Genomic DNA, 25,899 nt, shown 5'->3' with positions numbered 1-25,899 from the left:
AGTCGAAGGAGCCCACGAACCATGACGGACGTATCGAGCCAGGGGCCCGTACCCGGCGACGACCGCAAGGTGCTCACGAACCGGCAGGGACATCCGGTCTACGACAACCAGAACCAGCGCACGGTGGGTGCCCGAGGCCCCGCCACGCTGGAGAACTACCAGTTCCTGGAGAAGATCAGCCACTTCGACCGCGAGCGCATCCCGGAGCGCGTCGTGCACGCCCGCGGCGTGACCGCCTACGGCTTCTTCGAGGCGTACGGCAGCTGGGGCGACGAGCCGATCAGCCGCTACACCCGCGCCAAGCTGTTCCAGGAGCGCGGCAAGCGCACCGACCTGGCCGTCCGCTTCTCCACCGTCATCGGCGGACGCGACTCCTCCGAGGCCGCCCGCGACCCCCGCGGCTTCGCGGTGAAGTTCTACACCGAGGACGGCAACTGGGACCTGGTCGGCAACAACCTGGGCGTCTTCTTCATCCGGGACGCGATCAAGTTCCCGGACGTCATCCACGCCCTCAAGCCGGACCCGGTGACCTTCGAGCAGCAGCCCCGGCGCATCTTCGACTTCATGTCGCAGACGCCGGAATCGATGCACATGCTGGTCAACCTCTTCAGTCCGCGCGGCATCCCGGCGGACTACCGCCACATGCAGGGCTTCGGCGTCAACACCTACAAGTGGGTCAACGCCGAGGGCGAGACCAAGCTCGTCAAATACCACTGGATGCCCAAGCAGGGCGTGCGCAGCATGACCGAGGAGGACGCGGCCAACGTCCAGGCCGACTCCCTCGGCCACGCGACCAAGGACCTCTACGAGGCCGTCGCCCGCGGCGACTACCCGGAGTGGGAGCTGCTCGTCCAGATGATGGACGACCACGACCACCCGGAGCTGGACTTCGACCCGCTCGACGACACCAAGACCTGGCCCGAGCAGGAGTTCCCGCCCAAGCCGGTCGGCCGGATGGTGCTGAACCGGATGCCGGAGGACTTCTTCGCGGAGAACGAGCAGATCTCCTTCGGCACCGGCGTCCTCGTCGACGGCCTGGACTTCTCCGACGACAAGATGCTCGTCGGCCGGACCTTCTCCTACAGCGACACCCAGCGCTACCGGGTCGGCCCCAATTACCTCCAGCTCCCCGTCAACCAGGCCAAGAACGCGCCGGTGCGCACCAACCAGCGCGGCGGCCAGATGACGTATTACGTGGACGGCGGCGGGGAGAACCCGACCGTCAACTACGAGCCGTCCATCCTCGGCGGGCTGCGGGAGGCCGAGTACCCGACCCACGACGAGCAGGGCCCCGAGATCCGGGGCCGGGTCACCCGCAAGCGCATCCCCCGCACCAACGACTACATGCAGGCCGGCCAGCGCTACCTGCTGATGGAGGACTGGGAGCGCGACGACCTGGTGAAGAACTTCGTCACCATGCTCTCCCAGTGCGACCGGCCCATCCAGGAACGCATGGTCTGGCACTTCCTCCTGGTCGAGAACGACCTGGGCCTGCGGGTCGGCGAGGGCCTCGGCATCACCCCCGAGGACGTGGCGCACCTCGAACCGCTGGCCAGCCAGGACCTCACCGACGAGGACCGCAAGCGGCTGGCCAACCTCGGCAAGAACCCGCCGCGCGACGTGGAGGGCCTGACCATGACCCACTGCGTCCCCGACGAGCGGCACGTGGTGACCCGCTGAGCGGAGCGGGCCGCATCACCGGGCGAGCGCCGCGCGGGCCACGGAAAGGGCCTGCTCGGCGTAGCCCCGGCCGAACAGCACGGCGTGCACCAGCAGCGGGAAGAGCTGGTGCACGCCGACGCGCTCGGCCCAGCCCTCGGTAAGCGGCGCCGCCTGCCGGTAGCCGTCCAGGATCTCCTCCAGGTACGGGCAGCCGAACAGGCGGAGCATCGCCAGGTCGGTCTCCCGGTGCCCGCCGTGCGCGGCCGGGTCGATCAGCCAGACCCGCCCGTCGGCGCCCCACAGCACATTGCCGTTCCACAGATCGCCGTGCAGCCGCGCGGGCGGCTCCGGGGGCCCCGCCAGCTCGGGCAACCGCTCGCACACCCGCTCGACGACGGTCGCCTCGGCGGGGCGGACGGTCCCGTCGTCGACCGCGCGCCGCAGATACGGCAGCACCCGGTGCTCGGCGTACCAGCGCGGCCAGTCCGTGCCGGGCACGTTCCGCATCGGGGCGAGCCCGATGCGCGCGTCCGCGGGCCCGCCGGGCGGCGGCGCGCCGAACGCCGGCGCCCCGGCGGCGTGCAGCGCGGCCAGTTCCCGGCCGAACCGGACCGCCGCGCGGGCGCCGGGCGGACCCTGCGGCACCCGCCCGGTCACCAGCCAGCGGCCGTCCTCCCCGTACACCGCCGGCACGGGGACCGCCCCGGCGTCGGCCAGCCAGCGCAGCCCGGCCGCCTCGGCCCCCACGGTCCCGTCGCCGCGCTTGACCATCACCACCTGCCCGCCGTCGAGCGTCACCTCGGCGAGTGCGGCGGACAGCCGCCGCTCACCGGAGACCGCCCGCCCCGTGAACCGGGCCGCGACCGCCCCCGGCCCCTCGCCGTCCGGCCCCGCCACCGTGGATGTCATGCCCTGCACGGCGACCAGCGTAGGGCCCGCTCCCGTCCGCCGGTCACGGTTCCGGCGCGGCGGGCTGGCCGGCGGACGGCACCCGCGTCCGGCGACCCGGTGAAAAACCCTCCGGGCGCCGGTCGGACACCGGTGGACCGGGGAGCAGTGGGACCATGACGAGCGCTTCGTTCCACCACACCATCACCCTGCCCGCCTCCCTCTGCGAACAGGCCGCACAGCACCTGGAGCAGGCGGTGCAACGGGCCGTCGACGGTGCCGCGGCACCCTGGCGCGCCTTCCGCCAGGCCGAGAGCAGCGACTACGCGTTTCCCGTCCCCGTCGTCGAACAGGCGGCCGTCAGCCTGCTGGTGCTGGCCGCGGAGAGCGCCCAGAGCATGCGCCCCTCGGCGCTGCGCGCCCTCATCAGTGTCGCCCTGCGCCTGCGGGACGCCGCCGACACCACCCGTCAGCCGACCTTCACCACCACGCTGTGGTGACCTGATCCGGGCGAAGGCCGTACGGGCCGCCGTGCCGTCATGCACGGCCGACGGGTCACGGGGCCGGCGAGCCGCGTGTGGCCGAGGCCACGCCGGGAAGGAGACCCGGGCCACGCCGACGGTCCGCGGGCGCGGGCTACCGTGCTGTGCAGTCCCGTGTCCCTCGACGAGCAGTTCGGACGGCCCGGCAGTGCAAGCAGATCTCTCCCCGGTCATCGCGGCCACCGCCCAGTGGCTGACCCGCGCCTACCCGGCGCCCGGCGGTGCCCTGGCCTCCGCTCTGTGCGAGGTCCAGGCGCGGCAGGCGGTGATGGTCGCGGCCTGGCTGCGCTACCCGACGCCGATGGACGCCGCCCTGCTGGGCATGGCGGGGCCGGGAGGCTCCGGCCGGCTCGACTGGATCACGGGCGCCGACGGCACCGGAGCCGGCGCCCCGGACGCCGAGGCCTGGCGCACCTGGGTCGACGAGGTCGTGGCGAGCTGGGCGGCCTGCCTGCTCACCGACCCGGAACTGGCCGCCCTGGCCGTGGCCGCGCTCGCGCGGGGCGGCCCCTCGGAGGCGGTGCCGGGCGAGTTCCGGCGCCTGGTCGCGCCCGACGAGCGCGACCACCGTGCCGCGGCGCTGCTGCGCCACCCCGACCTCCTCGCCCCCGTGGCCGACCTGCACCGGGCCCAGCTCCTCGACCGGCTGGACCCGGGACGACCCCTCGCCGCCTGACGTCCGGGGCCCTCGGCCGGCCCGCTCCCCGGGCCGCAGCGACCCGGGGCGCCGTGGTGGATGACTTCCGTGCTGTGACGAGCCGGTTCCTTGTGCCCTGGCGGAGCGCCTCCGCGCCGTGACGAGTCCTGCCCGGGCCGTGACGCCCTCGTGCGGTGGCCGGGCGCCGCCTGCCCGAGCGGGCCGCCGTACCGGGGGTGCGGCGCCGGACGGCCCGGCCCCGCACGGACGCCGTACGCGGCGGGGACGGGGGCCGCACGCCGCCGCGACCCCCGTACGGGCCCCGCACGGCCCTCAGGCCGCCGTCCCCAGCGCCGCCTTCTCCGCCGTCAGTACGCCCTCCTCCGTCCGTACGACCACGGGTGCCGTGCTCCGGCGCTTGTGCAGGAGGTGGCCCGCGCCGATGGCGCACGCGACGAACAGGCCGCCGGTGATCAGGGCGCCGCGCGCGCCGGCCAGTTCCATCAGCAGGCCCAGCGCCGGCGGTCCGCCCAGGCTCCACACCGTGCCGACGCTGCCCCACACGCCGAGTACCCGTCCGCGCAGGTGGGCGGGTGGATCGGTCTGGAGGACCGCCCGGCCGGCGGTGTCGGAGACGGACTCCGTCACGGCCATCGGCAGCACCAGCGCCAGCAGCACCGCCAGCGAGGGCGACAGCCCCGCCACCGCCTGCAGCAGTCCTCCCGCGGCGGCCAGCGCGCCCACGAGCCGCACGGACGGCCGGCGCAGCCGGGCGGCCAGCACCGCGCCGACGACGCCGCCGACGGCGAGGACGGCGGAGACGGTGCCGAAGGCACCGGCGCCGCCGGCGAGCGGCCCGGTGACGAGCACGGCCAGGGTGAGCGCGTAGTTGCGCCCGAAGACCGCGCTGACGCCGGTGATGCCGGCGAGCGCCAGCAGCCGGGGCCGGCGGACGAAGAACGCCAGGCCCTGCCGCACGCTCAGGTCGCCCGCGGCGGGACGGTCCGCGGCCCGTGCGCCGCTGCTCGCGGTCTCCCGGTCAGCTCCTGGCACGGGACGGAGGAAGGGGATGACCGAGGCCACGAACAGGAACGACAGCCCGTTCGCGGCGTAGGCGGCGGCCGTGCCGAGCAGACCGACGGCCACGCCGGCCAGCGCGGTGCCCGCGAGGCGCCCCGCCTGGTGCACGAGCGCGCCCACGCCGATGGCGGACGGGAGGTCCTCCTTCGGGACGAGGTCGTTGCCCAGCAGGGCGCACGCCGGGCCGTCGACGGTGGCGACGACACCGGTCACCGCCGCCAGCACCATCAGCGAGGTCATGTCGAGCCGGTCCACCGCGACGAGGACGGCCGTCACGAAGGCGACGGCTCCGAGCAGCGCCTGGCTGACGGCGGCGGTCAGCCTGCGCGGCCAGCGGTCGACGGCCGCGCCGCCGAGGACGCTGACGAGCAGCGCGGGCGCGGCCTGCACGGACATGGACAGCCCCGTCGCGGCGGCGGACCCGGTGATCTGCAGGACCAGCAGGTTCTGCACCGTGAGCTGCATCCACGTGCCGGCGTTCGACACGAGGTTCGCGAAGGACCACCAGCGCATGCTGCGGTACCTCAGGGACCGCCAGGGCGAGTACGAGGGGGCCTCGGACGGCGCGGCGGCGGAGCCGGGAGCGGGAGCGGACAGGGCGGGGGGAGGGGAGGAAGACACAGTGCGCCACTCGGAGACGAGCCGGAGGACCCGGGCGGAAGGGGAACGGAGCGAGGGAGGCCGGCTGCGCTGCGCGGCCGCTCCGAACAGCCGGGAGACGGCGCCGACCATGGTGGCAGAACGGACCGCCGGGTCGGCGCCGGCGCACCACCGCCACACTCCCGGCGATCGCCCAACCAGCTTGTACGGAAAGGCAATCGGCCCCGCGAGTGCGGTTTGTCACAGGCTCGGCCGGACACTCCGCCCCGGTGCCGGGCGGGTGACGGCGGACACAGCGGGCGGCCCTGCGCCGGCCGGCTCCGGGCGGCACCCCGCGCCGGTGCCCGGCGGAGGGGCGCGGTCGGCGTCGGCGTATGAGGACGACCGGATGGGGCACTCGTGGTGCCGTCGTCAGTGCCGCGCGGGGAAGGAAGGTCGTCCTCATGATGCCGACGGCGGCGTTCTCCACGGGGCCCGACGTCCGGGCGCCCTGGAACCGGGCCCTGGTCACCGGGGGCGCGGGCTTCCTCGGCTCGCGCCTGTGCACCCGTCTCGTCGACTCGGGAGTCGAAGTCGACTGCCTGGACGGCCCCTCGGCCGGCCGGGCCGGGAGAGTGGCCCACCTCACGGCCCGCCGGGGCTTCCGCTTCCTCGAACAGGACCTCCTCGACCTCGTCGGCCCCGGCTCCGCCGGCGCCCTCCCCGGCCCCTACGACCTGGTCCTGCACCTGGCCGGGCCCTCCTGCCCGGACGCCTGGCCCGAGCGGCCCCTGGCACTGCTGGACGCGGGCAGCCTCGGTACGCGCACCGCGCTGGCCGTCGCCGACCGGTACGGCGCCCGCTTCCTGCTCGCCTCCGCGCCCCCGGCGCACCACGCCGCGAGCCCCTGCCCGCACGCGGGGCACCACGGTCCCGGGGAGCTTGACGGCGACCCGGCCGACCCGGTCGGTCCGCACCGCGTGGAGGCCGAGGCCACCCGGTTCGCCGAGGCACTGGTCGCCGCCCACGCGGCCGATCACGGCACCGACGCCGGGATCGTCCGGCTGTTCACCGCGTACGGGCCGGGCATGCGCACCGACGACGGCTGCGTGCCGGGCCGCTTCATCGCCGCCGCCCTGGCCGGGAAGCCGGTCGTCGTCGCCGGCGACGGCAGCCGCACCCACTCGCTGTGCCACGTCGACGACATGGTGGACGGGGTGCTGCTGGTGGCGGCCGGCCGGTCCGTCCGGCCGGTGGACATCGGCGGCGACGAGACGCCGACGGAGCTGGAGATCGCCCGCCACGTGGCCGGTCTGACCGGCTCCGGCTCACCGGTGATCCGCGCCGGCGTCCCCGCGGACCCGCCCGGACCGCCTCGCCCGGTCACCGGCTTCGCCCGCGAGATCTTCGGCTGGATGCCGAGGACGACCTGGCGGGAGGGGCTCGCCCGCACCGTCGCCTCCTTCCGGGAGCGGACCGGGCCCGTGCCGGCGGCGGTGGCGGGCGGCGAGGGAAAGCGGCGGACGTGAAGGCGCTCGTCGTCCGCCCCGGCGGCTTCGGCGGCGTCCTGCTGGCCGGACCGGCCGTGAGGGCCGTGGCCACCCGGGCCACCCACGTGACGATGCTGTGCCACCCCGACGGAGCGCCCGCCGCCCGGCTGCTGCCGCACGTCGACGACGTCGTGGTGTGGGACGCGTCCACGTGCACGCCGCGGCAGGGCACGGGGCCGCCTTCCGCCGCTCCCGCGGAACCGGGCGATCCGGGCGGCCTGGAGAACGCGGACGACGCGGACGGCACGGCCCGTGTCGTCCGCCGGCTGCGGGAGGAGGCGTACGACGTGGCCCTCGTCCTGGTCCCGCGGCCGCAGAGCCAGCTGCCCACCGCGCGGCTGCTGCGCGCGGCCCGGGTGCGCCGCATCGGCGCCGCGGCCGCGGGAACCGGGGACCCTCGCGCCGACGGCACCGGCCGCGCCGACGGCCTCCTCGACGTCCGCTGCCCCCGCCGCCCCGGCCGGCACGAGGCGGAGGCGGCGCTCGACGCGGCCGCCGCCATGGGGTTCGGCCTGCGCGCCGGCGACGACGGCCGGCTCCGCGTGCTGCCCGCCCCCGACACCGCCGCCCTCACCGGGAACGGCCCCTACGTCGTCGTCCATCCCGGAGCCAAGGACCCGTCCCGCGCCTGGGACGCCGGGCGCTGCGCGGAGGCGGTCGCCCTGCTCGCCGACGCCGGGCACCGCGTGGTCGTCACCGGCGGCCCCGGCGAGACCTCCCTGACCCGTCACGTCAGCGGCGCCACGGCCGTCGACCTCGGCGGCCGCACGACGCCGCGGGCGCTGGCGGGCGTGCTGCGCAACGCGGACGCCGTCGTCACCGGAGCCGCCGGACCGGCCCACCTCGCAGCCGCCGTCGGCACCCCGGTGGCCGTCCCGGCCGCCCCCGCGGCCCCGGCGGGGAGCCGGACCCCGTACCGGGCGTCCGCGGTCCTCCTCGGCGCCCGGACCCGCCCGTGCCCGCCGGCCGGGTCCGGCCGCCCGTGGGACGGGGTGACGCCCGAGGACGTGGCCCGGGCCGTACGGGACCTGCTCGCGAGGAACACCTGACCGCGCCCCGCCCGTGAGGCGTGTGAAGGGGGACGGCCCGACGCCGGGCCGCCCCCCTTACACACCTCACGGGCCGTCCGGCTGACGGAGCCGCCGGTTCCGTCAGCCGGGCTCGCCCCGGCCCGTCAGCGCGTCCCGCACCCGGTCGACCATCCCGGCGCCGGGCGCCAGCAGCTTGTTCATCGGGGGCTTGTCGGGTGCGGCCGGGTGCGGCCGGGTCGGGGCCGTCTTCTTCGCCTGGCGGACCTTGTCGCCCAGCTCGTCGAGCGCCTCCATGGGGCAGGCCGCGCGCAGACGGGGGAAGAGGTTGCCCTCCTCGTCGGCGATGTGCTCGCGGATCTCGCTCATCAGCATGTCGACCAGCCGGTCGAAGTCGGCGTCGTCCGCCGCGCAGCCCTCCAGGTCCTTCATGATCTGCTCGGCCCTGGCGTGGTCCTCCAACTCCTTGTCCGCGAGGGCGTCGCCGTCCGCCACGTGCTGCCGGACGGCCGGGTAGAGGTAGGCCTCCTCGGCCACCGAGTGCCGCACCAGTTCCATCGTGGCCTGGTCCACGTACCGCTTGCGGTCCTTGTGCCCGGACGGCAGCGCCTCGATCTTCCCGAAGAGCTCCTCGACCTCCCGGTGATCGGTCGTCAGCTCGTCGATGACGTTTCCACCGTGTCCCATGTGTCCTCACCTCCAGCCAGATCGCGGCGGGCCCCGGTTCCGGACCGCCGCGAGCGTCGGATCCCCGCGTCCTGGGCGGGCTGACGCCGGTCCGGCCCGGGCCGCCCGCACGGGCCGCCCGGGCCCGTGCCGCCCGTGCGGGCACCGGCTCCTCACGGGCCACCCGACCACATCCGGCCCCGTGCCGCCTTTCCGGTTACTCCTTCCGGCGCGACGCCGTACCTGCGCCCGTCCCCACCCCGGTTTACGCCGACCGGGTGTGTGTCACGGTGTCAGTTCCGCCTGTTGACAGGAGAAAAGGCGCGGATATGGTCGACCTGACCCCATGTCAGCGCCCTTCCGGAGCCTCCGTGGAACGCGCCGCCCGACCCACCGGCCCACGTCACGCCGCACCGCCACCCCCTCCCGCGCGAGGCCCTGCGCCCGGCCGGCGAGGACCGGGCGGCCGCCTCCCGCTTCCACCGGGGCGGCGGCACCGGACCCCCGGACCGGCGGCGTCCCGCCCCGGCGCCCCGCCGGCCGCCGGCCGCGACGGGCACGCGATCCTCGAACGCCACCCGGCCGGTGACCCCGCCGGGGCCGCCCCCGCCTCCCCGAAGAGGGCAGGCGCGTGACGTCCCTCGCCGACCGGCCGGCCCGGCCCGCGCCCGCCGCGCCCGCGGACCGCCCGGCACTGCGGCGCGGCGCGATGCGGGTCCTCACCGGCAACTGGACCGGCACCTCGACCGTGCCCTCCCGCACCCTCTACCCCCACCAGTGGAGCTGGGACTCCGCGTTCGTCGCCATAGGACTGCGCCACCTCTGCGCCCGCCGCGCCCAGCGGGAGCTCGAATCGCTGCTGGCCGCCCAGTGGGCCGACGGACGCGTCCCGCACATCGTCTTCAACCCGGCCGTACCGCACGGCGCCTACTTCCCGAGCCCCGACTTCTGGCAGTCCTCCCGCGCCGGGCGGGCGGCGGGCGCCCCCGCCGCCGCGGAGACCTCCGGCATCGTCCAGCCGCCCGTGCACGCCCTGGCGGCCTGGCTGGTGCACCGGGCGGACCCCGCACAGTCCCGGCGCCGCGGCTTCCTGGACCGTGTCCGCCCCCGGCTCGCCGCCTGGCACGACTACCTCCTCACCCGCCGCGACCTCGGCGGCGGGGGACTGGCGGCGACCGTCCACCCCTGGGAACCCGGCATGGACAACAGCCCCTGCTGGGACGGGGCCCTGCGACGCGTCGAGCCCGCCCCGCCCGGCGCCTTCCGCCGCGCCGACCTGGACCACGGCCACGCCGCCGACCGGCCCACCGACCTCGACTACGGCCGCTACGTACGCCTCGCGGCCGACTACCGCGACGCCGGCTACGACGACCGCGCGGCCCGGCACGCCTTCGCCGTGGAGGACCCCTGCTTCAACGCCCTGCTGATCGTCGGCGAGCTGGCCCTCGCCGCCATCACCCGCGACCTCGGCGCGGACGGCACCGCGCACACCGCCCGCGCCGAGCACCTGACCCGGTGTCTGGTGGCGCGGCTGTGGGACGCCGACGCGGGCGTCTTCCGCGCCCGCGACCTGCACGACGACGCCCTGGTCGGCGAACGGGGCGTCGGCGGGCTCGTCCCGCTCCTCGTCCCGCACCTGCCCCGCGCCGTCGCCGGCCGCCTGCGCGCCACACTCGCCGGCCCGTGCTTCCGGGCCGGCGCCACCCGGCTCGTCCCCAGCTACGACCTGACCGGCCACGTCTTCGACGCCCAGCGCTACTGGCGCGGCCCCGCCTGGTTCAACACCGCCTGGCTGATCCACCGCGGCCTGCGCGCCCACGGCTTCCACCAGGACGCCGCACGCCTCGGGCACGGCTTCCTCGCCGAGGCCGGCCGGTCCGGGTTCGCCGAGTACGTCGACCCCACCACCGGCGCCGCGCGGGGCGCCCGGGACTTCTCCTGGACCGCCGCCCTCGCGCTCGACCTGCTGTGCGCCGACCCCGGGGAACCCCTGCCGTGACCGTCGCCGACCGCGTGCCCGTGGGCCCGCTCAGCGGCCGATCTTCGCTTTGAGGCCGCCCACGGCCGCGGCCGGGCGGGCCGCGGCCCCGACCGAGCGGCGTACCAGGTGGGCGTCGCGCCGCACGCCCTTGGCGGCGTGCCGGCCGCGCCACAGCAGGGACGGGGCGGCGCCCGTGTCGTCGGCCGCGATGAGCAGTCCGCCCAGCATGGACAGGTTCTTCAGGAACTCGATGCGCTGCTGGGCGCGTTCGCCGGGGTCGTCCGCCTCCCAGAAGCGGTGGGCGGCCAGCGTCGTGGGCACCAGCGTCGCGGCGAGGGCCAGTGCGGACAGGCGGGGGAGGCGGCCGAGTCCCAGCAGGACCCCGCCCGCCACCTGGACCGCGCCGCTGAGCCGGACCAGTTGCTCGGTGCGGTCCGGCAACAGTTCCACCCGTTCGACCAGCGGACGCAGGACGGGCTCGGCGGCCGGGGCCACGGTTTCGGGGTTGCGGAAGGAATTCATGCCGCCCGCGACGAACATCGACGCCAGCATCGGACGGCCGGCCACACGCAGAAGACTCATGGCGCTCTCCAGAGATGTCGTGCCCGAGGCGTTGCGCCCTACGGCGGGCAAGGTGTCGTTCCTGCAGCGATCATCGGGTGCCCCGCCGTGCCGCCGCCATTCGGCGTCCCCCCGTCGGCCGACCCCGGTCCGCGGACGGCCGGACATGCGGTGCCAGGCTTTGGCCAGAACCTTGAAGGGGTGTGGCCGGCCCGGGAGGATGGCGCGATGACCTCCTCTCCCGCGATACGCCCCTACCGCCCCGGGGACCTCCAGGCCCTGGAGGACATCTGCATCCGCACCGCCCACAACGGCCGGGACAGCCGCCCCCTCTACGCCGACCCCCGCCTGCTCCCGCAGATCTTCGCCACCCCGTACGTCCGTCTGGAGCCGGAGCTCGCCTTCGTGCTGGACGACGGCACGGGCCGGGCGGTCGGCTACATCCTCGGCACCGCGGACACCCCGGCCTTCGCCGCGGCCTTCCGCACCGAGTGGCTGCCCCTCGTCGCGGACCGGTACCCGGCGCCGGACGGCCCGCCGGGCACCCCGGACGAGGCGATGGCCGCGCTGCTGCACGACCCCGAGCGGATGGTCCTGCCGCAACTGGCAGCCCACCCCGCCCACCTGCACATCGACCTGCTGCCCGACTGGCAGGGCAAGGGGTACGGCCGCGCCCTGATGCGGACCTTCCTGCGCGCCCTGCGGGACCGGGGCGTACCCGCCGTCCACCTCTGCATGGCGACGGCCAACACCCCGGCCCGGGCCTTCTACGACCGCCTCGGCTTCCACGAGATCGACGTACCCGACCCCGGGCCGGTCGTCTACCTCGGACGCCCCACCGGCGAACCCGACCGCGCCTGACGGCGGGCCGACCGCGCCCGGTACGGCCGGCCCGCCGTCACTCCACCGGCAGCCGGTAGACGCTGAAGGCCCGGCGGATCACCGGCTGGGCCACGTTGCGCACCCGCACGCCGCCCGCCGTCATGCCGTGTTCGGTGCCCACGTGGGCGTGCCCGTGGACGGCGAGGTCGGCGCCGGCGGTGTCGATCGCCTCGGCCAGCAGGTAGCTGCCGAGGAACGGGTGGATCTCGGGCGGCTCACCGGCGAGCGTGTCGACCACGGGGGAGAAGTGGGTCAGGGCGACCCGTGCGGCGCAGCCCTGCCGTCCCAGCTCCTCCAGGGCGGTGCGCAGACTGTCCGCCGAGCGGCGCGTGGTGCGGACGAACTCCTTCATCACGGGCTCGCCGAACTCGCCGGCGCTGCGCCCGACGAACCCGCCGCAGAACCCCTTGGTGCCGGCGACGCCCAGGCGCCGCCCGCCGCACTCCACGACCGTGCCCTCGCCCTCCAGGACCGTGACACCGGCGTCCTGGAGGATGGCGGTGACCTTCTCGGGCTGTTCGTCGTGGTGGTCGTGGTTGCCGAGCACCGCCACCACCGGCACCGGCAGGTCGCGCACCTCCTGGGCCACCACCCGGGCCTCCTCCGGCGTGCCGTGCCGGGTCAGGTCGCCCGCGAGCAGCAGCAGGTCGGCGCAGTCGGGCAGGGTCTCGAAGGCGGGCCGCAGCAGCCCCTGGCTGTCCGGCCCCATGTGGATGTCTCCGACGGCGGCGACGCGGATCATCACAGCTCCTCCGCATGGTCGGGTCGGGTGGTCTGCGCCACCACGATGTCGCTGTGCACGGTCAGGTCGGCCAGTTCCTCGTGCACGATCCGCAGCAGCGTCTCGCGGCACTGCGCGGAGGGCACCGTCCCGGTGACGGCGACCGCTCCGGCGCGGACCTCGGCCCGTACGCCGAGTTCGCCGAGCTCCTCGGCGGCGAGCCGGTCCCGCAGATGGGCGATGCGGTACTCGACGTTGCCGCCGGCGGGGACCGCCCCGCTCGCTGCGGGCCCTTGGCGGGCGATGGGGTCGCTCATCGCTGGGTCTCCTTCGGCTGATCGTGCGGCGGGATGATCCCCAGCCGCTCCAGGATGAAGAAGAACGCGGCGGGCATGGGGGCGTCTCCGCAGGCGCGGCGCACCTCGGCCCAGTCGATCTTCTCGCGCAGGGTGCGGGCGATCGGCAGCACCGCCCCGAAGTCGCAGTGGTGCTCCGAGAACGCGGCCAGCAGGCTCCGCACCAGATCCGTCGGGGACAGCACCGGCATCCGCACCGAGTCGACGGGCAGCTCCTCGGCCCGGCCGAGCATCTCCCGGGTGACCGGCTCGTGCGCCAGCTCGAAGATGAGATCGACCTGCTGGCCGAAACAGACCGCCTTCAGCAGCCAGTCCTCGGGCGGTGTGTAGACCGTCAGTCCCGCCTCGCGCAGGGTGGCGGCGACGGCCTCGACGTCCTCCGGGCGGATGCAGAAGTCGACGTCGTGCTGGAGGTTCTGGGTGCAGCCGTGGGCGTACACGGCGACGCTGCCCGCCAGCGCGAACGGGTGCTCCTTCTTCTTCAGGATCGCGCCGACCTGTTTGGCGGCCTGCAGGATCGCCTGGTTGCGGTCGAGAGGGAGCTCGTCCCCGAGCACGTCGTTCTGGGGGACGAGCTCGGGATCCCCCGCGGCCAGGCGGAGCTCGGGAACGCCGGCGCGCTGGTAGAGAGCGTTGTCGTCGGCGTGCTGCGTCATTGCTTCTCCCCTTTCCGGACCGGGCCGTCCTCCCCGGCCCCCGGAGAACCGCCGCCGGAGGCCACGACGGCGCCCTTCGGGTACCCGGCGCACCTGCCTCGACACGGCTTCCCCGCTCGGCCGGCGCACGAGGTGGTACGGGAGGCGGTCCGGGGGAACCCGTGCGCCATGGGCCACAGGGAAGACACGGGCGATGCGCGCGGGACGGACGGCATGGACAGCACGGGCGGCATGGACAGCGCGGACGGCGGCGGGCGGCGGACCGGGGACCCGGAGCGCCGGACCGTGGAGCGGCTGGTGGCGGCGTGGCTGGCGGAGACCGAGCGGCACGACCGGGCCGCCGCCCGTGAGGCCCGCACCGGCTGGGAGCGCGGCTCCCTGCCGGACCGGGCCGCGCAGGACCTGGCCACCTGGGTCACCGCCCGGGTCACCGACACGGCGTTCAACGAGGACGAGGGCCCGCACGTCGGCGGTCCCCTCCGGATCACCCCGGCGGACAAGGAGACCGTGCACCGCTGGCTGCGGGCCCGGGGACACGCGGTCTGAGGCGCTCGGTCCGGGACGCCCCCTCAGGGGGCGGGGGGCCGCCACTCGAACATCAGGATCGTCGCGTCGTCCCGCAGCCGCCCGGTCTGCGCGTCGAGGAGCGAGTGGATGAGGCGGCGCAGCGTCTCCGGCGCCAGTTCACCGCCGGCCGTCGCCCGGATGACGTAGTCGGCGAACCGCTCCAGTCCGAACAGCTGCGCCTCCCGCGTCCGGGCCTCGGTGACGCCGTCGGTGTACACCAGCACGCGGTCCCCGGGCCGCAGGGGGAACTCGTGCATCCGGCGGGGCGCGGAGGCGAGCCGCGACGGCATCCCGAGGGGCGGGTCGGCGTCGTGCTCCAGGGCGTCGGTGACCACTTGGCCGTCCCGCAGGAGCAGGGGCGCCGGGTGCCCGCAGTTGTACCAGCGCAGCACGCCGTCGGCCAGCTCCAGCTGGGCGAGGACCGCGGTGCAGTACTGCTCCGGGAGCCACTGCGCCAGGGCGTCGTCCGCGGCGTCGACGAGTTCGGGCAGGCTCGCCCCGTTGCGCCGGGCGTTGCGGCAGGCGGCCAGTGCCACGGCGCTGGTCAGCCCCGAGGCGAGGTCGTGCCCCATGGCGTCGACGACGGACACGTGCAGGGCGGTCCGGCCCAGCGAGTGGTCGAAGGCGTCGCCGCCGAGTTCGTAGGCGGGTTCGAGGACGGCCGTCGACACCACGCGGTCGTTGCCGACGGTGCGGGGCGGCAGGAAGGCGCGCAGCATCTCGGAGGGCAGCCGCATCCGCGCCGTGCGGGTGTGCTGGACGAAGGAGTCCTCGGACGCCCGCTTCGACGTGATCATCATGGCCAGGAGCGAGGCGAGCGCCCTGCCGCGGCACAGGGAGGCGGAGGTGAGCGCCTCCTCGTGCACCGCGAGCACACCGAGCCGTTCCGCCCCGTCCAGCAGCGGAAGCCAGGCGATGAGCCCACCCGCCCCGGACTCCTCCACGCGCAGCGCCTGCGTACGGTACGCCCAGCCCGCCAGCGAGCCGTCGACGGGGAGCGGGGAGCCCGCGTCCGTCTCCGGCACCAGGTGGCGCTGCTGCAGGTCGACCAGGTAGACGACGGCGTGCCGCAGCCCCAGGGCCTTGGCGCAGCGCGCCACGGCGGTGGACAGGTCCAGCGTCAGATGCGCCGGATCGGCGAGGAAGTCCAGCAGCGGTCCGTCGCCGGCCTCGGGCGTCACCACCTCGTCTCCCCTCGTCGAGAACCCGGCGTGATGGAGTGCGCCGCCCCAGCAGTCTGGCACCGCGAGCCCCGGAACGCGCGCCCGCGCGCCCCGCGGTGCCGCCGGATGCCCGGTGGCCGCCCGGCGGCGCGTCCGTGCTTCGACTCCGGCATTACGGGCACGCGTTCCGTCGGGTGGCACGGGCGGACGCCCGTGAGCCGCCGACGACCGAGCCGTTCACGACCTGCGGGTCACCGAGACGGAAACAACCGAGGAGTGGTGCCGCATGACCGAGTACGAGCGTTCCCGCACCATGCCCGCCCAGCCCGAGCACGTCTTCGACCAGGCCGCCGACGTCGGCCGGATGGATACCTGGCTCCCGGACGCCCTGCACGTGCGCGTCGAGGACTCGCCCGCCGTCACCGTGCACGAGGACCGCACCGACCAGGACACCTCCGCCCTGCTGCGCGCCCGGCCCGAGCAGATGCGGATCGAGTGGGGCACCCGTGAGCAGGGCAGCTACACCGGCTGGCTCCAGGTCGCCGGCGTCGGCGGCGGAACCAGCGAGGTCACGGTGCACCTGTCGTTCTTCGACGACAGCCACGACCCGGGCGAGCGGGAGGTGCTCGGCGCCCTCGACACCAGCCTGAGCCGCCTGGAGGAGCAGGTGCGCCTGCGCACCGAGAACGCGCCCGGCTGAGCAGCCGGTGCGGCGGGCCGGCCCCGCGCCCTTGGCCTCCGGCGCCCCGGCGAGCGCATCGCCACCGGCCCGCTCGAAGCCCTGGCGGCGCGTCCGGCCCGCCCGGACCACACGGTCCCGAAGCGGCATCCGGCCGTCCCGCCGCACCGAGCCCCCGCCCGCGCGGCGGCGTCGCCGCCATCGGCGCCCGAGGCACGGACGCCGCGCCGCGCCCGCCGGCATCCGGGCTTCCCGCCCCCTCCGGTGCGCGAGGCGATTCCGACCTGCTCGGAACCGGCTCAGGCGCCCCGGAAGACGGTTCCCACCTGCTGGAGACGCAACTCCTCCAGCGTGTCCCGCTGGTGCCTGGCCCGTTCCAGCAGGCCGTCCAGCAGCCGGGCGTCGAGGCGGTCGTCGGTGTCGGCGAGCCGGCGCAGCGTCAGCCACCCGGCCTCCTTGCCCTGCGCCCCCAGCCGCAGCGCCTCCAGCTCCAGCACCGTGCTCAGCGGTGAGCGGTGCAGCAGCCGGCCGTTGGCCTTCAGCCGCCCCACCCGTTCGGCCACCCGCCCGGCGTACACCTTGTACTGCCGGACCGGGACGCCGAGCCGCTTCATGATGCGGATCAGGGTCGCCCGGTCCTCGGCGATCTCCGCGGCGACGGGCGCCACCGCCGTGCCGAGGGCGGAACCGCCGCACGAGCGCACCAGGTACCGGGCGCGCTCCGCGGCGGCAGTCTCGCCCGCGAGGTGGTCGTTGAGGTAGATGCCCAGCAGGGCCGGACCCGCGTACGGGCCCGAGGCGGGGCCGGGTACACCCGGACGTGAACGCTCAGCCATCATGTGTCCCCTTCGTGGTCGCAGACCGTCGGACGCGGATGTGGTACGGGGCTTCCCTACCGCCCGCGGGAGTGCCCGCGGGGCGGCGGCCCGACGTCCGGGTGGCGGCCCGGGCGCCGCGCGGCGTGCCGCTGTCCGGGCCCGGGACCCGTGCGGGCGGCCAGGGCGTCGGCGACGGCGCCGGTGGCGAAGGCGTAGACGGTCTTGTGCAGCAGGTCCACGACCAGCTCGGACCGCGGCCAGGTCTGCGGCGGGGCGCCGACCCCGGTGGCGTTCTCCAGGATCTGATCGCTGGTCAGCCGCACCACGGCGAACTTCGCCGACGACCACGGCCCGCGCAGCCCCGCCTGCGCCATCACCGACCGCAGGACGCCCAGCAGCGCTCCCTGGCCGACGTGCATGGCGAGGTTCACCGGCCTCGGCTGCCGGCCGGGCCGCTCCGGCGCCCCGATGAGGCGCTCCAGCGTCCGGGCGGGGACGTACGAGTCGGGACGGCCGGTCAGCCGCTGCTCCGCCTTCTCTCCGAGCGTCATCACGAGCACCCCCGCCGTACCGGCGAGGAGCCCTTCCCACAGCGCGCGCTTCATCATGCCGCCGTGAGTACCCCGATCGCGGACACGCCACCCGGCCCGGCCCCGGTCGGCGGCGGGGCCGGGCCGGGTGGGGCCGGTCAGCGTCCCAGCGCGGAGAACGCGGTCCCGATGCCGGCGGCGCAGGCCATCATCACCGACGCGCAGGCGGCGTGCCGCCGGAGCAGGGCGCGGCGCAGGGTGCGGTAGCGGGCCTCGTACTCCTGCCGCAGCTCGCCCGCTCGCCGGATCGTGTCCTGGAGCAGCCGGCGGGCGAGGGCGATGCGCTGCTCGACGTAGTGGCGGCTGAGGTCCTCGGCCTGCGCCGTGGTCAGCCAGGGCAGCGCGGCACACAGCGCGCGCGCCTCACGGTGGGCGTCGTCGAGGTGGGCCCGTGCCATGAGGTAGCCCTCGGCCTCCGCCGCGAGGGCGGAGGCGTCGCAGGCCCGCGGGTCACCGCCCCGGCCCGTGCTCACGGCCGGTCGCTTTCGTGTCCCGCCGCGTCGAGCACGTCGCGCTTGCCGGTGTTCTCCTTCTCGTCCAGTTGGGCCACGTCGGGGTGGTGGAGGTCGAACGCGGGGGACTCGGAGCGGATGCGGGGCAGGGTGACGAAGTTGTGGCGGGGCGGCGGACAGGAGGTGGCCCACTCCAGGGAGCGGCCGTAGCCCCAGGGGTCGTCGACCTCGACCCTCTCGCCGCGCTGGGCGGTCTTCCAGACGTTGTACAGGAACGGCAGGGTGGACACGCCCAGCAGGAAGGCGCCGATGGTGGAGACGGTGTTGAGGGCGGTGAACCCGTCGGCGGCGAGGTAGTCGGCGTACCGCCGGGGCATGCCTTCGGTGCCCAGCCAGTGCTGCACCAGGAAGGTGGCGTGGAAGCCGGTGAACAGGCTCCAGAAGTGGATCTTCTCCAGGCGGCTGTTCAGCATCGTGCCGGTCATCTTGGGCCACCAGAAGCTGAAGCCGCCGAACATCGCGAAGACGATGGTGCCGAAGAGCACGTAGTGGAAGTGGGCGACGACGAAGTAGGTGTCGGTGACGTGCCAGTCCAGCGGGGGAGAGCCGAGGATGACCCCGGTCAGTCCGCCGAAGAGGAAGGTGACCAGGAAGCCGACCGCCCACAGCATGGGGGGCTCGAAGGACAGCGACCCCTTCCACATCGTGCCGATCCAGTTGAAGAACTTCACCCCGGTCGGAACGGCGATCAGGTAGGTCATGAAGGAGAAGAACGGGAGCAGAGCCGCCTGGGTGGCGAACATGTGGTGGGCCCAGACGGTCAGGGACAGACCGGTGATGGCGATGGTGGCCCCGACCAGGCCCATGTAACCGAAGATCGGCTTGCGGGAGAAGACCGGGATGATCTCGGTGATCACACCGAAGAACGGCAGGGCCAGGATGTAGACCTCGGGGTGGCCGAAGAACCAGAACAGGTGCTGCCACAGGATCGCCCCGCCGTTCTCGGGGTCGAAGACGTGGGCGCCGAACTGGCGGTCCGCCGCCAGCACGAACAGCGCGGCGGCCAGGACGGGGAAGGCCAGCAGCACCAGCACCGAGGTGAGCAGCACGTTCCAGGTGAACAGCGGCATGCGGAACATGGTCATGCCCGGGGCCCGCATGCAGACGATGGTGGTGATGAAGTTGACCGCGCCCAGGATGGTGCCGAATCCGGACAGCGCCAGGCCCAGGACCCACAGGTCGCCGCCGAGGTAGGGGGTGCGCTCCCCGCCGCTGAGCGGGGTGTAGGCGGTCCAGCCGAAGTCCGCGGCGCCCTGCGAGGTGAACAGGCTGCTCACGACCATCAGGCCGCCGAAGAGGAACAGCCAGTACGAGAGCATGTTCAGCCGCGGGAAGGCGACATCGGGTGAGCCGATCTGCAACGGCATGATCGCGTTGGCGAACCCGGCGAACGTGGGGGTGGCGAACAGCAGCAGCATGAGCGTGCCGTGCATGGTGAACGCCTGGTTGTACTGCTCGGTGGAGACGAGCTGCAGGCCCGGCCGGGCCAGCTCCGCCCGGATCACCATGGCCAGCGCGCCGGCGATCACGAAGAACCCGAACGACGTCATCAGGTACAGATGTCCGATCTTCTTGTGATCGGTCGTGGTCAGCCAGGAGACGACCATGCGGCCCCTGCCGCGGCGTCCCTGTGCCGCCGGGACGGGGGAGATCGATTCAGTCGTATGTGTCGCCATCAGTTTCCTCGGTCGATGCCCGTCGGTGCGCATGCGGACGCGGTGACCGAACGGGACACGGGGGCGCATTCGGCTCCGGCTGCGTGTGTCGCGCAGCGCGTGCCCAGAGCAACCGAAGTTAGCCTTCCTTTCCCGATGGAACGTCACCAAGAGCCCCGTTTAGGCCGAATGGCTGAGGGATTTCGATCCGTCCGGGTGTGTCCGGGTGTGGCCGGGGTGACGCCCGCGACGGCGCCGCGCGACGCCGCACTTGGCGCCCCGTCACCCGAATGGCCCCTGCACGTTTCTGGTCCCGGTGAATGTGGGGTCTCCTGGACGGTGACGGCGGCGTCCACCTTGGGAGGCCGGAACATGTACGAGATGTGCGTGGGCCCGGAAAAGCCGGGCGGAGCATTGGTGTGGCACGTGATGGCCAAACAGGCCGCGGCCACTTTGTGCGGGCAGCGGCTCGCCGATCGCATCGAGGCGTCCACGGCCGAGCGGGCACGCCACTGCTCGGACTGCATGGCCTCGTTCGCGGAGCTGATGACCACCACGGCGCGTTGACGTCCTGTCCACGACGACGGCCGGAACCCGCTTTCCCGAGCGGGCCCGGCCGTCGTCCTCTTGCGTCGGGCCCGCTCGGCGCCGGCACACCAGGGACCGCTCCGGTGACGGACCCCTCGGCCGGGCGACGGCCCGTCGGCGGCCCCGGCCGTCGTCATGAACGGCGTCACCGGGCCTGGCGCGGCGCGGCCGTACCACTGCGGGCCCGAACCCGCCGCCGGGATCGCCCCACCGTCGCAGCGGGCTTCGTACCCGGGGAAGTTCGCGCCGGTCCCGGCCGCCAGGGCCGAAGAGCGCCCGCCCGGAGCTCTTCGGCCCGTGCCGCCGACGGGCACGGGATCACGCCGCGAAGGGCGCGCCGCCGACACGCCCCGGTGGCCGACCCCGGCCGCTCCGCGTCCGGCGTCCCGGTGGGACAATCTGCCCGCAGGGGCGGGCAACGATGCCGTGGTCGGCGCCGCCCGGGGAGCGGAAGGAGCCATCAGCGTGATCGAGTGGGCACCCCTGGGCAGTGGTGCGCGGCCCGTCCCGGAGCCGGCCGCGGCCCCCCTGGTGTGGGCGGCGGCCTTCGGCGGGGCGCTGGTGCTGGTGGCCGTCGTCAACAGCGTCGCGGGTCCCGGACGTCCCGGCCTCGCCCTGACCGTGCTGTCCCTGCTGGCCGCCCTGCTGGGACTGTGCGCCCGGTTCACGGCCGCCCCCGGCACGGCGATCCTGTGCTGGCTGTCCCTCAACGGCTTCGCCATCCCCCCGGCGGGGACGCTCACCTGGAGCGGACGGCGGGACGCCCTCTGGCTCGGCTGCCTGCTCGCCGCGGCCTTCACCGGAACCGCACTGGCCCGCGTGGTCCACGCCCGCGCCGCCTACCGCCGCCTGGCGACCGCCCCCGACCCCGGGGCGCCGGAGCCGGGCGGAGGCTGACGGGGAGCCCGCTCCGTCGCGCCGGCGCGCGGACCACCCGCCGGTACCGGCCGGCCCGCGCCGGGACACGCCCGCGCAGGTGAGCAGGGCGCGGGCGGGGGACACGCCCGCGCCGGAGCGGAAGGACCAGCGGGCCGTGCCCCCGACGCGGCGGGCGGCTCCGGCCCGGCGGGGGAGACGGGCACGACCGGGTACCGGCCCCTCGTGCCGCAGTCCCCGCGGTCGCCGCCCGGTCTCCTGCCCCGTCCCGGCGGGAGCGGTCGGGAGGCCGGGGCCCGCGGACGCGTCGCGGTGCCCGACGGCTGCCAGGGCGGCGCGTCACCCGGTGCGGGGCCGCCCCGGGACCCGTCTTGCGTACACCTCCCGTTCCACGAGCACCAGCGACCGCTCGCGTACGCAGTCGGCGTGGACGACCACCTCACTGGGGTCGAGGCGGTCGATGGCGTCCTGCAGCGCGGCCAGCGCCTCGTCGTACCGCCCCAGCCGGCGCAGCGCACCCGCCTTGCGGAACAGGGCCTCGGCTCCCAGGCCCCGGGCGAACGCCGGGGCGCGCAGGAGGTCCAGCATGCGCTGCGGCTGGTCGGGCAGGTGTTCCCCCAGCCACAGGCCGTGCAGCAGGGCGTGGACGGTCTTGCCGTCGTCGCCGGCGCGCGCCATGACCGACTCCAGCAGGTCCAGTCCCCGGAGCCGGGAGCGTCCCAGCAGGGCGAAGACACGCAGCGCGTCGGTGTAGGGGTCCAGGTCCGTCCGGCCGGCGGCGGCACGGGAGAAGAACTCCTCGATGGCGCCGCACCGGAAGTCGTACCGCAGGGCGGTCAGGAAGCTGTGCCACAGTCCGCGCCCGTACGGGGTGACCGGATCGACCCGCGCCACGTGGGCCCCGGTGAGGAAGACCAGCGCGCTGCGGCCCGCCGTCCGCGCGCGCCACGCCATGTCGCCGGTCACGCGAGCCGATTCCGCCCAGTCCGCCCCGCCCCGCGCCAGCCACAGGGCGGCCTCCCGGGTCCAGTCCCGCCCCGAGGAGATCTCCTCGGCCACCCGGGCCCGCACCATCACCCAGCCCTGCTCCCGCAGGGCGGCGTCGTCCGTCCGCAAGGCGTGCTCCACGGCCTCGGCGGCCCGGGGCAGACGCCACAGGCCGGACGCGGCGTGCTCGCAGACGGCGTCCGGTCCCGGGGGCAGGGAGGCGACCGCGGCCACCGCCCGCGCCAGGCCGGAGTCCTGCTGCATGGTCATCGGCAACCTCCTCCATGCGCCCGGGTGCCGAGGACCCCGGAGCGTCGCACCGCAGGGGTGGGCGGTCATGTCATGTCTGCCGTACACGGGGGTTCCGGTAACCGCGGCCGCGCGGACGCCGTCCCACCGGGGCCGTGCCCGTGCCGGCGCGCCACCGATCCGGCGGGCGACCGGGGCCCCTCCGCACCGGCCGGTCGCCGGCCTCCCCCCGAGGCCGCCCCGTCCCCCAGCGCCGTGCCCGCACGCGTCGTGCCGCGCCCGCGCGGGCCGGGTCCGTGGGGGACGGAACCCGGTTGGCCCGGCCCGGAACGGGCACTCAGTGCGCGGGTGCCGCAGGGGCATCTTCTAGACCCGGGAGGCGTGCGTGGCAGTTCGTCACCGTCTGATCAAGGCGAGTCCGGAGACGGTCTGGTCCGTCATCGCGGACGGCAACCGGTACGCACAGTGGGTGGTGGGGACGTCGGAGTCCCGCCCGAGGCGGGGACAGTGGCCCCGTCTCGGCGCCGCCATCACGTACGAGGTGAGCCTCGGCCCCGTCCGGCTGAGCAACGAAACGGTCGTCCGGCGCTGCGTGGAGGGCTCCGTCCTGGAGCTGGAGGCCAAGGCGGGGCCGCTCGGCACCGCGCGCATCGCGATCGAGCTGCGGTCCTGGGGCGAGCACTGCCTGGTGATCGTGGACGAGCATCCGCTGCGCGGCGCGGGCGGCACGTTGCACAACGCGGCCCTGGAGCCGCTGATCCAGCTGCGGCACCGGGCCATGCTGGCCCGCCTCGCCCGGCTGTGCGAGGCCGAAGCCGGGAAGGACCCGGCAGGCGAAGGAGTGCTCGCGGTGGGTCCGGAGGCCGGTCGTGCCTGACGCCGTAGTGATCGGCGCCGGACCCAACGGACTGGTGGCCGCCAACCTGCTGGCCGACGCCGGCTGGAGCGTGGAGGTACTGGAGGAACAGCCCGAGCCCGGCGGGGCCGTACGGCACGACAGCGGCGTCGACCCGGAATTCGTCAGCGACGTGTTCAGCTCCTTCTACCCGCTCGCCGCCGCGTCCCCGATCCTGGCCGGCCTCGGCCTGGAGGAGCACGGCCTGAGGTGGAGCCACGCCCCGCACGTCCTCGCCCACCCCCTGAGCGACGGCACGTGCGCGGTCCTCGACCGCCGCGTCGACACCACCGCCGCCTCCCTCGACGCCTTCGCCCCCGGCGACGGAACGGCCTGGCGTCGCCTGCACGAGGTGTGGGAACGCCTGCGCCCCGACATCCTGAACGCCCTGTTCACGCCCTTCCCGCCGGTGCGGTCCACCCTCCGGCTCGCCGCCCGGTTGCGCGGCGCGGGCGGGCTGCGGCTGGCGCGCTCCCTGGTGCTGCCCGTACGGCGCCTGGGCGAGGAGGAGTTCCGGGGGGCGGGCGGCAGGCTGCTGCTGGCCGGAAACGCCCTGCACGCCGACCTCGCCCCGGAGGCCGCGGGCAGCGGCGGCTACGGCTGGCTGATGTCGATGCTCGGACAGACGTACGGCTTCCCGGTCCCGGTCGGCGGTTCCGGCGCCCTCACCACCGCCCTCGTGCACCGTCTGCGCGCCCGGGGCGGCACCTTGCGCTGCGGCCGGCGCGTCAGCCGGATCGTCGTCCGCGACCGGCGCGCCGTGGGGGTGCGCACGGCCGACGGCGAGACCGTCCCCGCACGCCGCGCCGTGCTCGCCGACGTGTCCGTGCCCGACCTGTACGGCGGCCTCGTCGGACCGGAGCACCTGCCCGTCCAGATCCAGGACGACCTGGAGCGCTTCCAGTGGGACTTCGCCACCTTCAAGGTGGACTGGGCGCTGGACGGCCCGGTGCCGTGGCGGACCGAGGAGGCGGCCCGGGCCGGCACCGTGCACCTGGCCGACGGCGTGGACGAGCTCACCCGGTTCGCCGCCCAGATCGCGATGGGGCAGGTGCCCGACCGCCCCTTCGTGCTGTTCGGCCAGATGACCACCGCCGACCCCTCCCGCTCGCCCCGGGGCACCGAGTCGGCGTGGGCCTACACCCACGTCCCCCACGGCGTCCGGGCCGACGCCGGCGACGAAGGCCTCACCGGCGGCTGGGACGCCGGGGAGCAGGAGATCATGGCCGACCGGATCGAACGCCAGGTCGAGCGTTTCGCCCCGGGCTTCCGGTCCCTCGTCCGCGCCCGCCGCATCCTGGCCCCGCCGACCCTCCAGTCGCTCGACGCCAACCTGCACGGCGGCGCCATCAACGGCGGCACCACCGCCCTGCACCAGCAGCTCTTCTTCCGCCCCCTGCCCGGCACCGGGCGGCCGGAGACACCGCTGGCGGGCCTCTTCCTCGCCTCCGCCAGCGCCCACCCGGGAGGCGGGGTGCACGGCGCCCCCGGCGCCAACGCCGCACGGGCCGCGCTGCGCCGGCACAGCCCTTCGGGCCTCACCAGGCTCCAGCAGATCCTCGCGAGCCGCGACCGCACGGGAACGAAACGATGAGACAGCCGGACGGTGGGACGGCGGGAACGCGACCGGCGGCGGACAGTCCCCTGCGGGACCGGACCGTCGTCGTCACCGGAGCCGCGCGCGGCATCGGCGCCGCCCTGGCGGGCGAACTCGCCCGGCGCGGCGCCCGGCTCGCCCTGCTCGGGCACGAGAAGCCCCTGCTCGACACGGTGGCGGCCGACCTGCCGGGCACCGCCCTGACCTGGGAGGTCGACGTCACCGACATGGCCGCGCTGGCCGACGTCGCCGACGAGGTGCGCGGGCGGCTGGGCCGGCCGTCCGCCGTGGTGGCCAACGCGGGCATCGCGACGAGCGGCCCCTTCGCGACCTCCGACCCCGCCCTGTGGCGCCGCGTCGTCGACGTCGACCTGACGGGCAGCGCCCAGACTGCGCGGGCCTTCCTGCCGGACCTGACCGACACCGCGGGCTACTACCTCCAGGTCGCCTCCGCCGCCTCGCTCGGCGCCGCCCCGCTGATGACCGCCTACTGCGCGGCCAAAGCCGGAGCCGAGGCGTTCGCCCACGCCCTGCGGGCCGAGGTGGCCCACCTCGGGATCGGCGTGGGCGTCGCCTACGTCAACTGGACGGACACCGAGATGATCCGCGACGCCGACCGGAATGCGGGCATGCGCACGCTGCGCGCCCGCATGCCGGCCCCCGCCCGCCGCGTGTCCTCCGCGGACGAGGTCGCCGCCCGGCTGGCCCGCGCGGTCGAACGCCGCCGCACCACCGTCTACGTGCCCGCCTGGCTGCGCCTGGCACAAGTGGCGCGCGCGGCCCTGCCGCCCGTGGTGCTGCGCCGGGCCCGCCGCGACCTGCCCCGCCTGGAGGCCGAACGGGCCCTGAGCGACACCGGGCCGCTCGGGGCCGGGGGACGGGCCGACCGCGCGGCGACGGAGACGGGGGACGGGACGGATCCGGACGGGTGACC

At 75.3% G+C, this 25,899-nt stretch carries 27 protein-coding genes; 14 read left to right on the top strand and 13 right to left on the bottom strand.

The annotated features are described in order from the left end of the window. The first annotated feature begins 21 nt into the window (after positions 1-21). Complete coding sequence (locus ACSU6Z_RS01375; RefSeq protein ID WP_437042037.1) at positions 22-1,680, top strand: catalase; 1,659 nt, start codon at positions 22-24, stop codon at positions 1,678-1,680. A gap of 15 nt (positions 1,681-1,695) precedes the next feature. On the opposite strand, the gene ACSU6Z_RS01370 is transcribed toward ACSU6Z_RS01375, so the two are convergent. Then, on the bottom strand, positions 1,696-2,571 hold the full coding sequence (locus tag ACSU6Z_RS01370) for a fructosamine kinase family protein (RefSeq protein WP_437050136.1): 876 nt from the start codon (positions 2,569-2,571) through the stop codon (positions 1,696-1,698). A 155-nt stretch (positions 2,572-2,726) separates the two neighbouring features. On the opposite strand from ACSU6Z_RS01370, the gene ACSU6Z_RS01365 reads away from it, so the two are divergent. Together ACSU6Z_RS01365 and ACSU6Z_RS01360 are read left to right on the top strand one after the other, a co-directional pair. Further along, positions 2,727-3,050, top strand: coding sequence for a hypothetical protein (locus ACSU6Z_RS01365; RefSeq protein WP_437042036.1), 324 nt, complete (start codon positions 2,727-2,729; stop codon positions 3,048-3,050). Positions 3,051-3,240: 190 nt separating this feature from the next. Then, positions 3,241-3,768, top strand: coding sequence for a hypothetical protein (locus ACSU6Z_RS01360; RefSeq protein ID WP_437042034.1), 528 nt, complete (start codon positions 3,241-3,243; stop codon positions 3,766-3,768). Positions 3,769-4,062: 294 nt separating this feature from the next. On the opposite strand, the gene ACSU6Z_RS01355 is transcribed toward ACSU6Z_RS01360, so the two are convergent. Beyond that, positions 4,063-5,322, bottom strand: a complete 1,260-nt coding sequence (locus ACSU6Z_RS01355) for an MFS transporter (RefSeq protein ID WP_437042032.1) — start codon at positions 5,320-5,322, stop codon at positions 4,063-4,065. A gap of 530 nt (positions 5,323-5,852) precedes the next feature. Between ACSU6Z_RS01355 and ACSU6Z_RS01350 the strand changes: the two genes are divergently transcribed. Both ACSU6Z_RS01350 and ACSU6Z_RS01345 read left to right on the top strand, forming a co-directional pair. Then, positions 5,853-6,917 carry an NAD-dependent epimerase/dehydratase family protein gene (locus ACSU6Z_RS01350; RefSeq protein ID WP_437042030.1) on the top strand — a complete coding sequence of 355 codons (1,065 nt, stop codon included), beginning with the start codon at positions 5,853-5,855 and terminating at the stop codon, positions 6,915-6,917. Beyond that, positions 6,914-7,987 carry a glycosyltransferase family 9 protein gene (locus tag ACSU6Z_RS01345; protein ID WP_437042028.1) on the top strand — a complete coding sequence of 358 codons (1,074 nt, stop codon included), beginning with the start codon at positions 6,914-6,916 and terminating at the stop codon, positions 7,985-7,987. Before ACSU6Z_RS01350 ends, ACSU6Z_RS01345 begins: the two co-directional genes overlap by 4 nt. Positions 7,988-8,089: 102 nt before the next feature. Here the strand turns inward: ACSU6Z_RS01345 and ACSU6Z_RS01340 are convergent, their stop codons facing one another. Continuing rightward, positions 8,090-8,653: a hemerythrin domain-containing protein gene (locus ACSU6Z_RS01340; RefSeq protein WP_437042026.1), complete on the bottom strand. Its 564-nt coding sequence runs from the start codon at positions 8,651-8,653 to the stop codon at positions 8,090-8,092. A 688-nt stretch (positions 8,654-9,341) separates the two neighbouring features. Between ACSU6Z_RS01340 and ACSU6Z_RS01335 the strand changes: the two genes are divergently transcribed. Further along, positions 9,342-10,631, top strand: a complete 1,290-nt coding sequence (locus tag ACSU6Z_RS01335; protein WP_437050135.1) for an MGH1-like glycoside hydrolase domain-containing protein — start codon at positions 9,342-9,344, stop codon at positions 10,629-10,631. 30 nt (positions 10,632-10,661) lie between these two features. On the opposite strand, the gene ACSU6Z_RS01330 is transcribed toward ACSU6Z_RS01335, so the two are convergent. Further along, positions 10,662-11,195: a DoxX family membrane protein gene (locus tag ACSU6Z_RS01330; RefSeq protein WP_437042024.1), complete on the bottom strand. Its 534-nt coding sequence runs from the start codon at positions 11,193-11,195 to the stop codon at positions 10,662-10,664. Between the two features lie 207 nt (positions 11,196-11,402). Between ACSU6Z_RS01330 and ACSU6Z_RS01325 the strand changes: the two genes are divergently transcribed. Beyond that, positions 11,403-12,035 carry a GNAT family N-acetyltransferase gene (locus ACSU6Z_RS01325; protein ID WP_437042022.1) on the top strand — a complete coding sequence of 211 codons (633 nt, stop codon included), beginning with the start codon at positions 11,403-11,405 and terminating at the stop codon, positions 12,033-12,035. A 37-nt stretch (positions 12,036-12,072) separates the two neighbouring features. Here the strand turns inward: ACSU6Z_RS01325 and ACSU6Z_RS01320 are convergent, their stop codons facing one another. From ACSU6Z_RS01320 to ACSU6Z_RS01310, 3 genes are read right to left on the bottom strand one after another with little or no spacing between them, the layout of a single operon-like run. Next, positions 12,073-12,798: a metallophosphoesterase family protein gene (locus tag ACSU6Z_RS01320; protein ID WP_437042020.1), complete on the bottom strand. Its 726-nt coding sequence runs from the start codon at positions 12,796-12,798 to the stop codon at positions 12,073-12,075. After that, positions 12,798-13,094 (bottom strand): BON domain-containing protein, encoded by a 297-nt coding sequence (locus ACSU6Z_RS01315; RefSeq protein WP_437042018.1) that lies wholly within the window; start codon positions 13,092-13,094, stop codon positions 12,798-12,800. The genes ACSU6Z_RS01320 and ACSU6Z_RS01315 overlap by 1 nt, the downstream gene beginning before the upstream one ends. Continuing rightward, positions 13,091-13,789 (bottom strand): nucleotidyltransferase family protein, encoded by a 699-nt coding sequence (locus ACSU6Z_RS01310; protein ID WP_437042016.1) that lies wholly within the window; start codon positions 13,787-13,789, stop codon positions 13,091-13,093. The genes ACSU6Z_RS01315 and ACSU6Z_RS01310 overlap by 4 nt, the downstream gene beginning before the upstream one ends. A 231-nt stretch (positions 13,790-14,020) precedes the next feature. Here ACSU6Z_RS01310 and ACSU6Z_RS01305 point away from each other — a divergent pair, with 231 nt between their 5' ends. Further along, a complete protein-coding gene (locus ACSU6Z_RS01305; protein WP_437050134.1) occupies positions 14,021-14,335 on the top strand; it encodes a hypothetical protein in 315 nt (104 codons plus the stop codon). Between the two features lie 23 nt (positions 14,336-14,358). On the opposite strand, the gene ACSU6Z_RS01300 is transcribed toward ACSU6Z_RS01305, so the two are convergent. Next, a complete protein-coding gene (locus ACSU6Z_RS01300) occupies positions 14,359-15,540 on the bottom strand; it encodes a PP2C family protein-serine/threonine phosphatase (protein WP_437042014.1) in 1,182 nt (393 codons plus the stop codon). A gap of 265 nt (positions 15,541-15,805) precedes the next feature. On the opposite strand from ACSU6Z_RS01300, the gene ACSU6Z_RS01295 reads away from it, so the two are divergent. After that, on the top strand, positions 15,806-16,219 hold the full coding sequence (locus tag ACSU6Z_RS01295) for an SRPBCC family protein (protein ID WP_437042012.1): 414 nt from the start codon (positions 15,806-15,808) through the stop codon (positions 16,217-16,219). Positions 16,220-16,497: 278 nt separating this feature from the next. Here ACSU6Z_RS01295 and ACSU6Z_RS01290 read toward each other — a convergent pair whose 3' ends face one another. The 4 genes from ACSU6Z_RS01290 to ctaD all read right to left on the bottom strand — a co-directional run bounded on the left by ACSU6Z_RS01290 (position 16,498) and on the right by ctaD (position 19,794). Next, a complete protein-coding gene (locus tag ACSU6Z_RS01290; RefSeq protein WP_437042011.1) occupies positions 16,498-17,034 on the bottom strand; it encodes a hypothetical protein in 537 nt (178 codons plus the stop codon). A gap of 56 nt (positions 17,035-17,090) precedes the next feature. Continuing rightward, positions 17,091-17,624, bottom strand: a complete 534-nt coding sequence (locus tag ACSU6Z_RS01285; RefSeq protein ID WP_437042009.1) for a hypothetical protein — start codon at positions 17,622-17,624, stop codon at positions 17,091-17,093. An 80-nt stretch (positions 17,625-17,704) separates the two neighbouring features. After that, entirely contained in the window at positions 17,705-18,079 is a 375-nt protein-coding gene (locus ACSU6Z_RS01280; RefSeq protein ID WP_437042007.1) for a hypothetical protein, read from the bottom strand. Next, entirely contained in the window at positions 18,076-19,794 is a 1,719-nt protein-coding gene (gene ctaD, locus ACSU6Z_RS01275; RefSeq protein ID WP_437042005.1) for an aa3-type cytochrome oxidase subunit I, read from the bottom strand. The genes ACSU6Z_RS01280 and ctaD overlap by 4 nt, the downstream gene beginning before the upstream one ends. Positions 19,795-20,145: 351 nt before the next feature. On the opposite strand from ctaD, the gene ACSU6Z_RS01270 reads away from it, so the two are divergent. After that, complete coding sequence (locus tag ACSU6Z_RS01270; protein ID WP_437042003.1) at positions 20,146-20,340, top strand: hypothetical protein; 195 nt, start codon at positions 20,146-20,148, stop codon at positions 20,338-20,340. Between the two features lie 486 nt (positions 20,341-20,826). Then, positions 20,827-21,258: a hypothetical protein gene (locus tag ACSU6Z_RS01265; protein ID WP_437042001.1), complete on the top strand. Its 432-nt coding sequence runs from the start codon at positions 20,827-20,829 to the stop codon at positions 21,256-21,258. Between the two features lie 318 nt (positions 21,259-21,576). Here the strand turns inward: ACSU6Z_RS01265 and ACSU6Z_RS01260 are convergent, their stop codons facing one another. Then, the gene (locus ACSU6Z_RS01260) at positions 21,577-22,494 is read right to left on the bottom strand and encodes a tetratricopeptide repeat protein (protein ID WP_437042000.1); all 918 of its coding nucleotides are present in this window, start codon (positions 22,492-22,494) and stop codon (positions 21,577-21,579) included. 364 nt (positions 22,495-22,858) lie between these two features. On the opposite strand from ACSU6Z_RS01260, the gene ACSU6Z_RS01255 reads away from it, so the two are divergent. From ACSU6Z_RS01255 to ACSU6Z_RS01245, 3 genes are read left to right on the top strand one after another with little or no spacing between them, the layout of a single operon-like run. After that, positions 22,859-23,350, top strand: a complete 492-nt coding sequence (locus ACSU6Z_RS01255; protein WP_437041998.1) for an SRPBCC family protein — start codon at positions 22,859-22,861, stop codon at positions 23,348-23,350. After that, entirely contained in the window at positions 23,343-24,962 is a 1,620-nt protein-coding gene (locus tag ACSU6Z_RS01250; protein WP_437041996.1) for a phytoene desaturase family protein, read from the top strand. Before ACSU6Z_RS01255 ends, ACSU6Z_RS01250 begins: the two co-directional genes overlap by 8 nt. Continuing rightward, a complete protein-coding gene (locus ACSU6Z_RS01245; RefSeq protein ID WP_437041994.1) occupies positions 24,959-25,897 on the top strand; it encodes an SDR family oxidoreductase in 939 nt (312 codons plus the stop codon). Before ACSU6Z_RS01250 ends, ACSU6Z_RS01245 begins: the two co-directional genes overlap by 4 nt. Positions 25,898-25,899: the final 2 nt, after the last annotated feature.

Source organism: Streptomyces sp. enrichment culture (assembly GCF_964273145.1).
Lineage (GTDB): Bacteria > Actinomycetota > Actinomycetes > Streptomycetales > Streptomycetaceae > Streptomyces.
The sequence above is the reverse complement of the archived record's forward strand: the minus strand, read 5'-3'. Positions and strand labels throughout refer to the sequence as shown.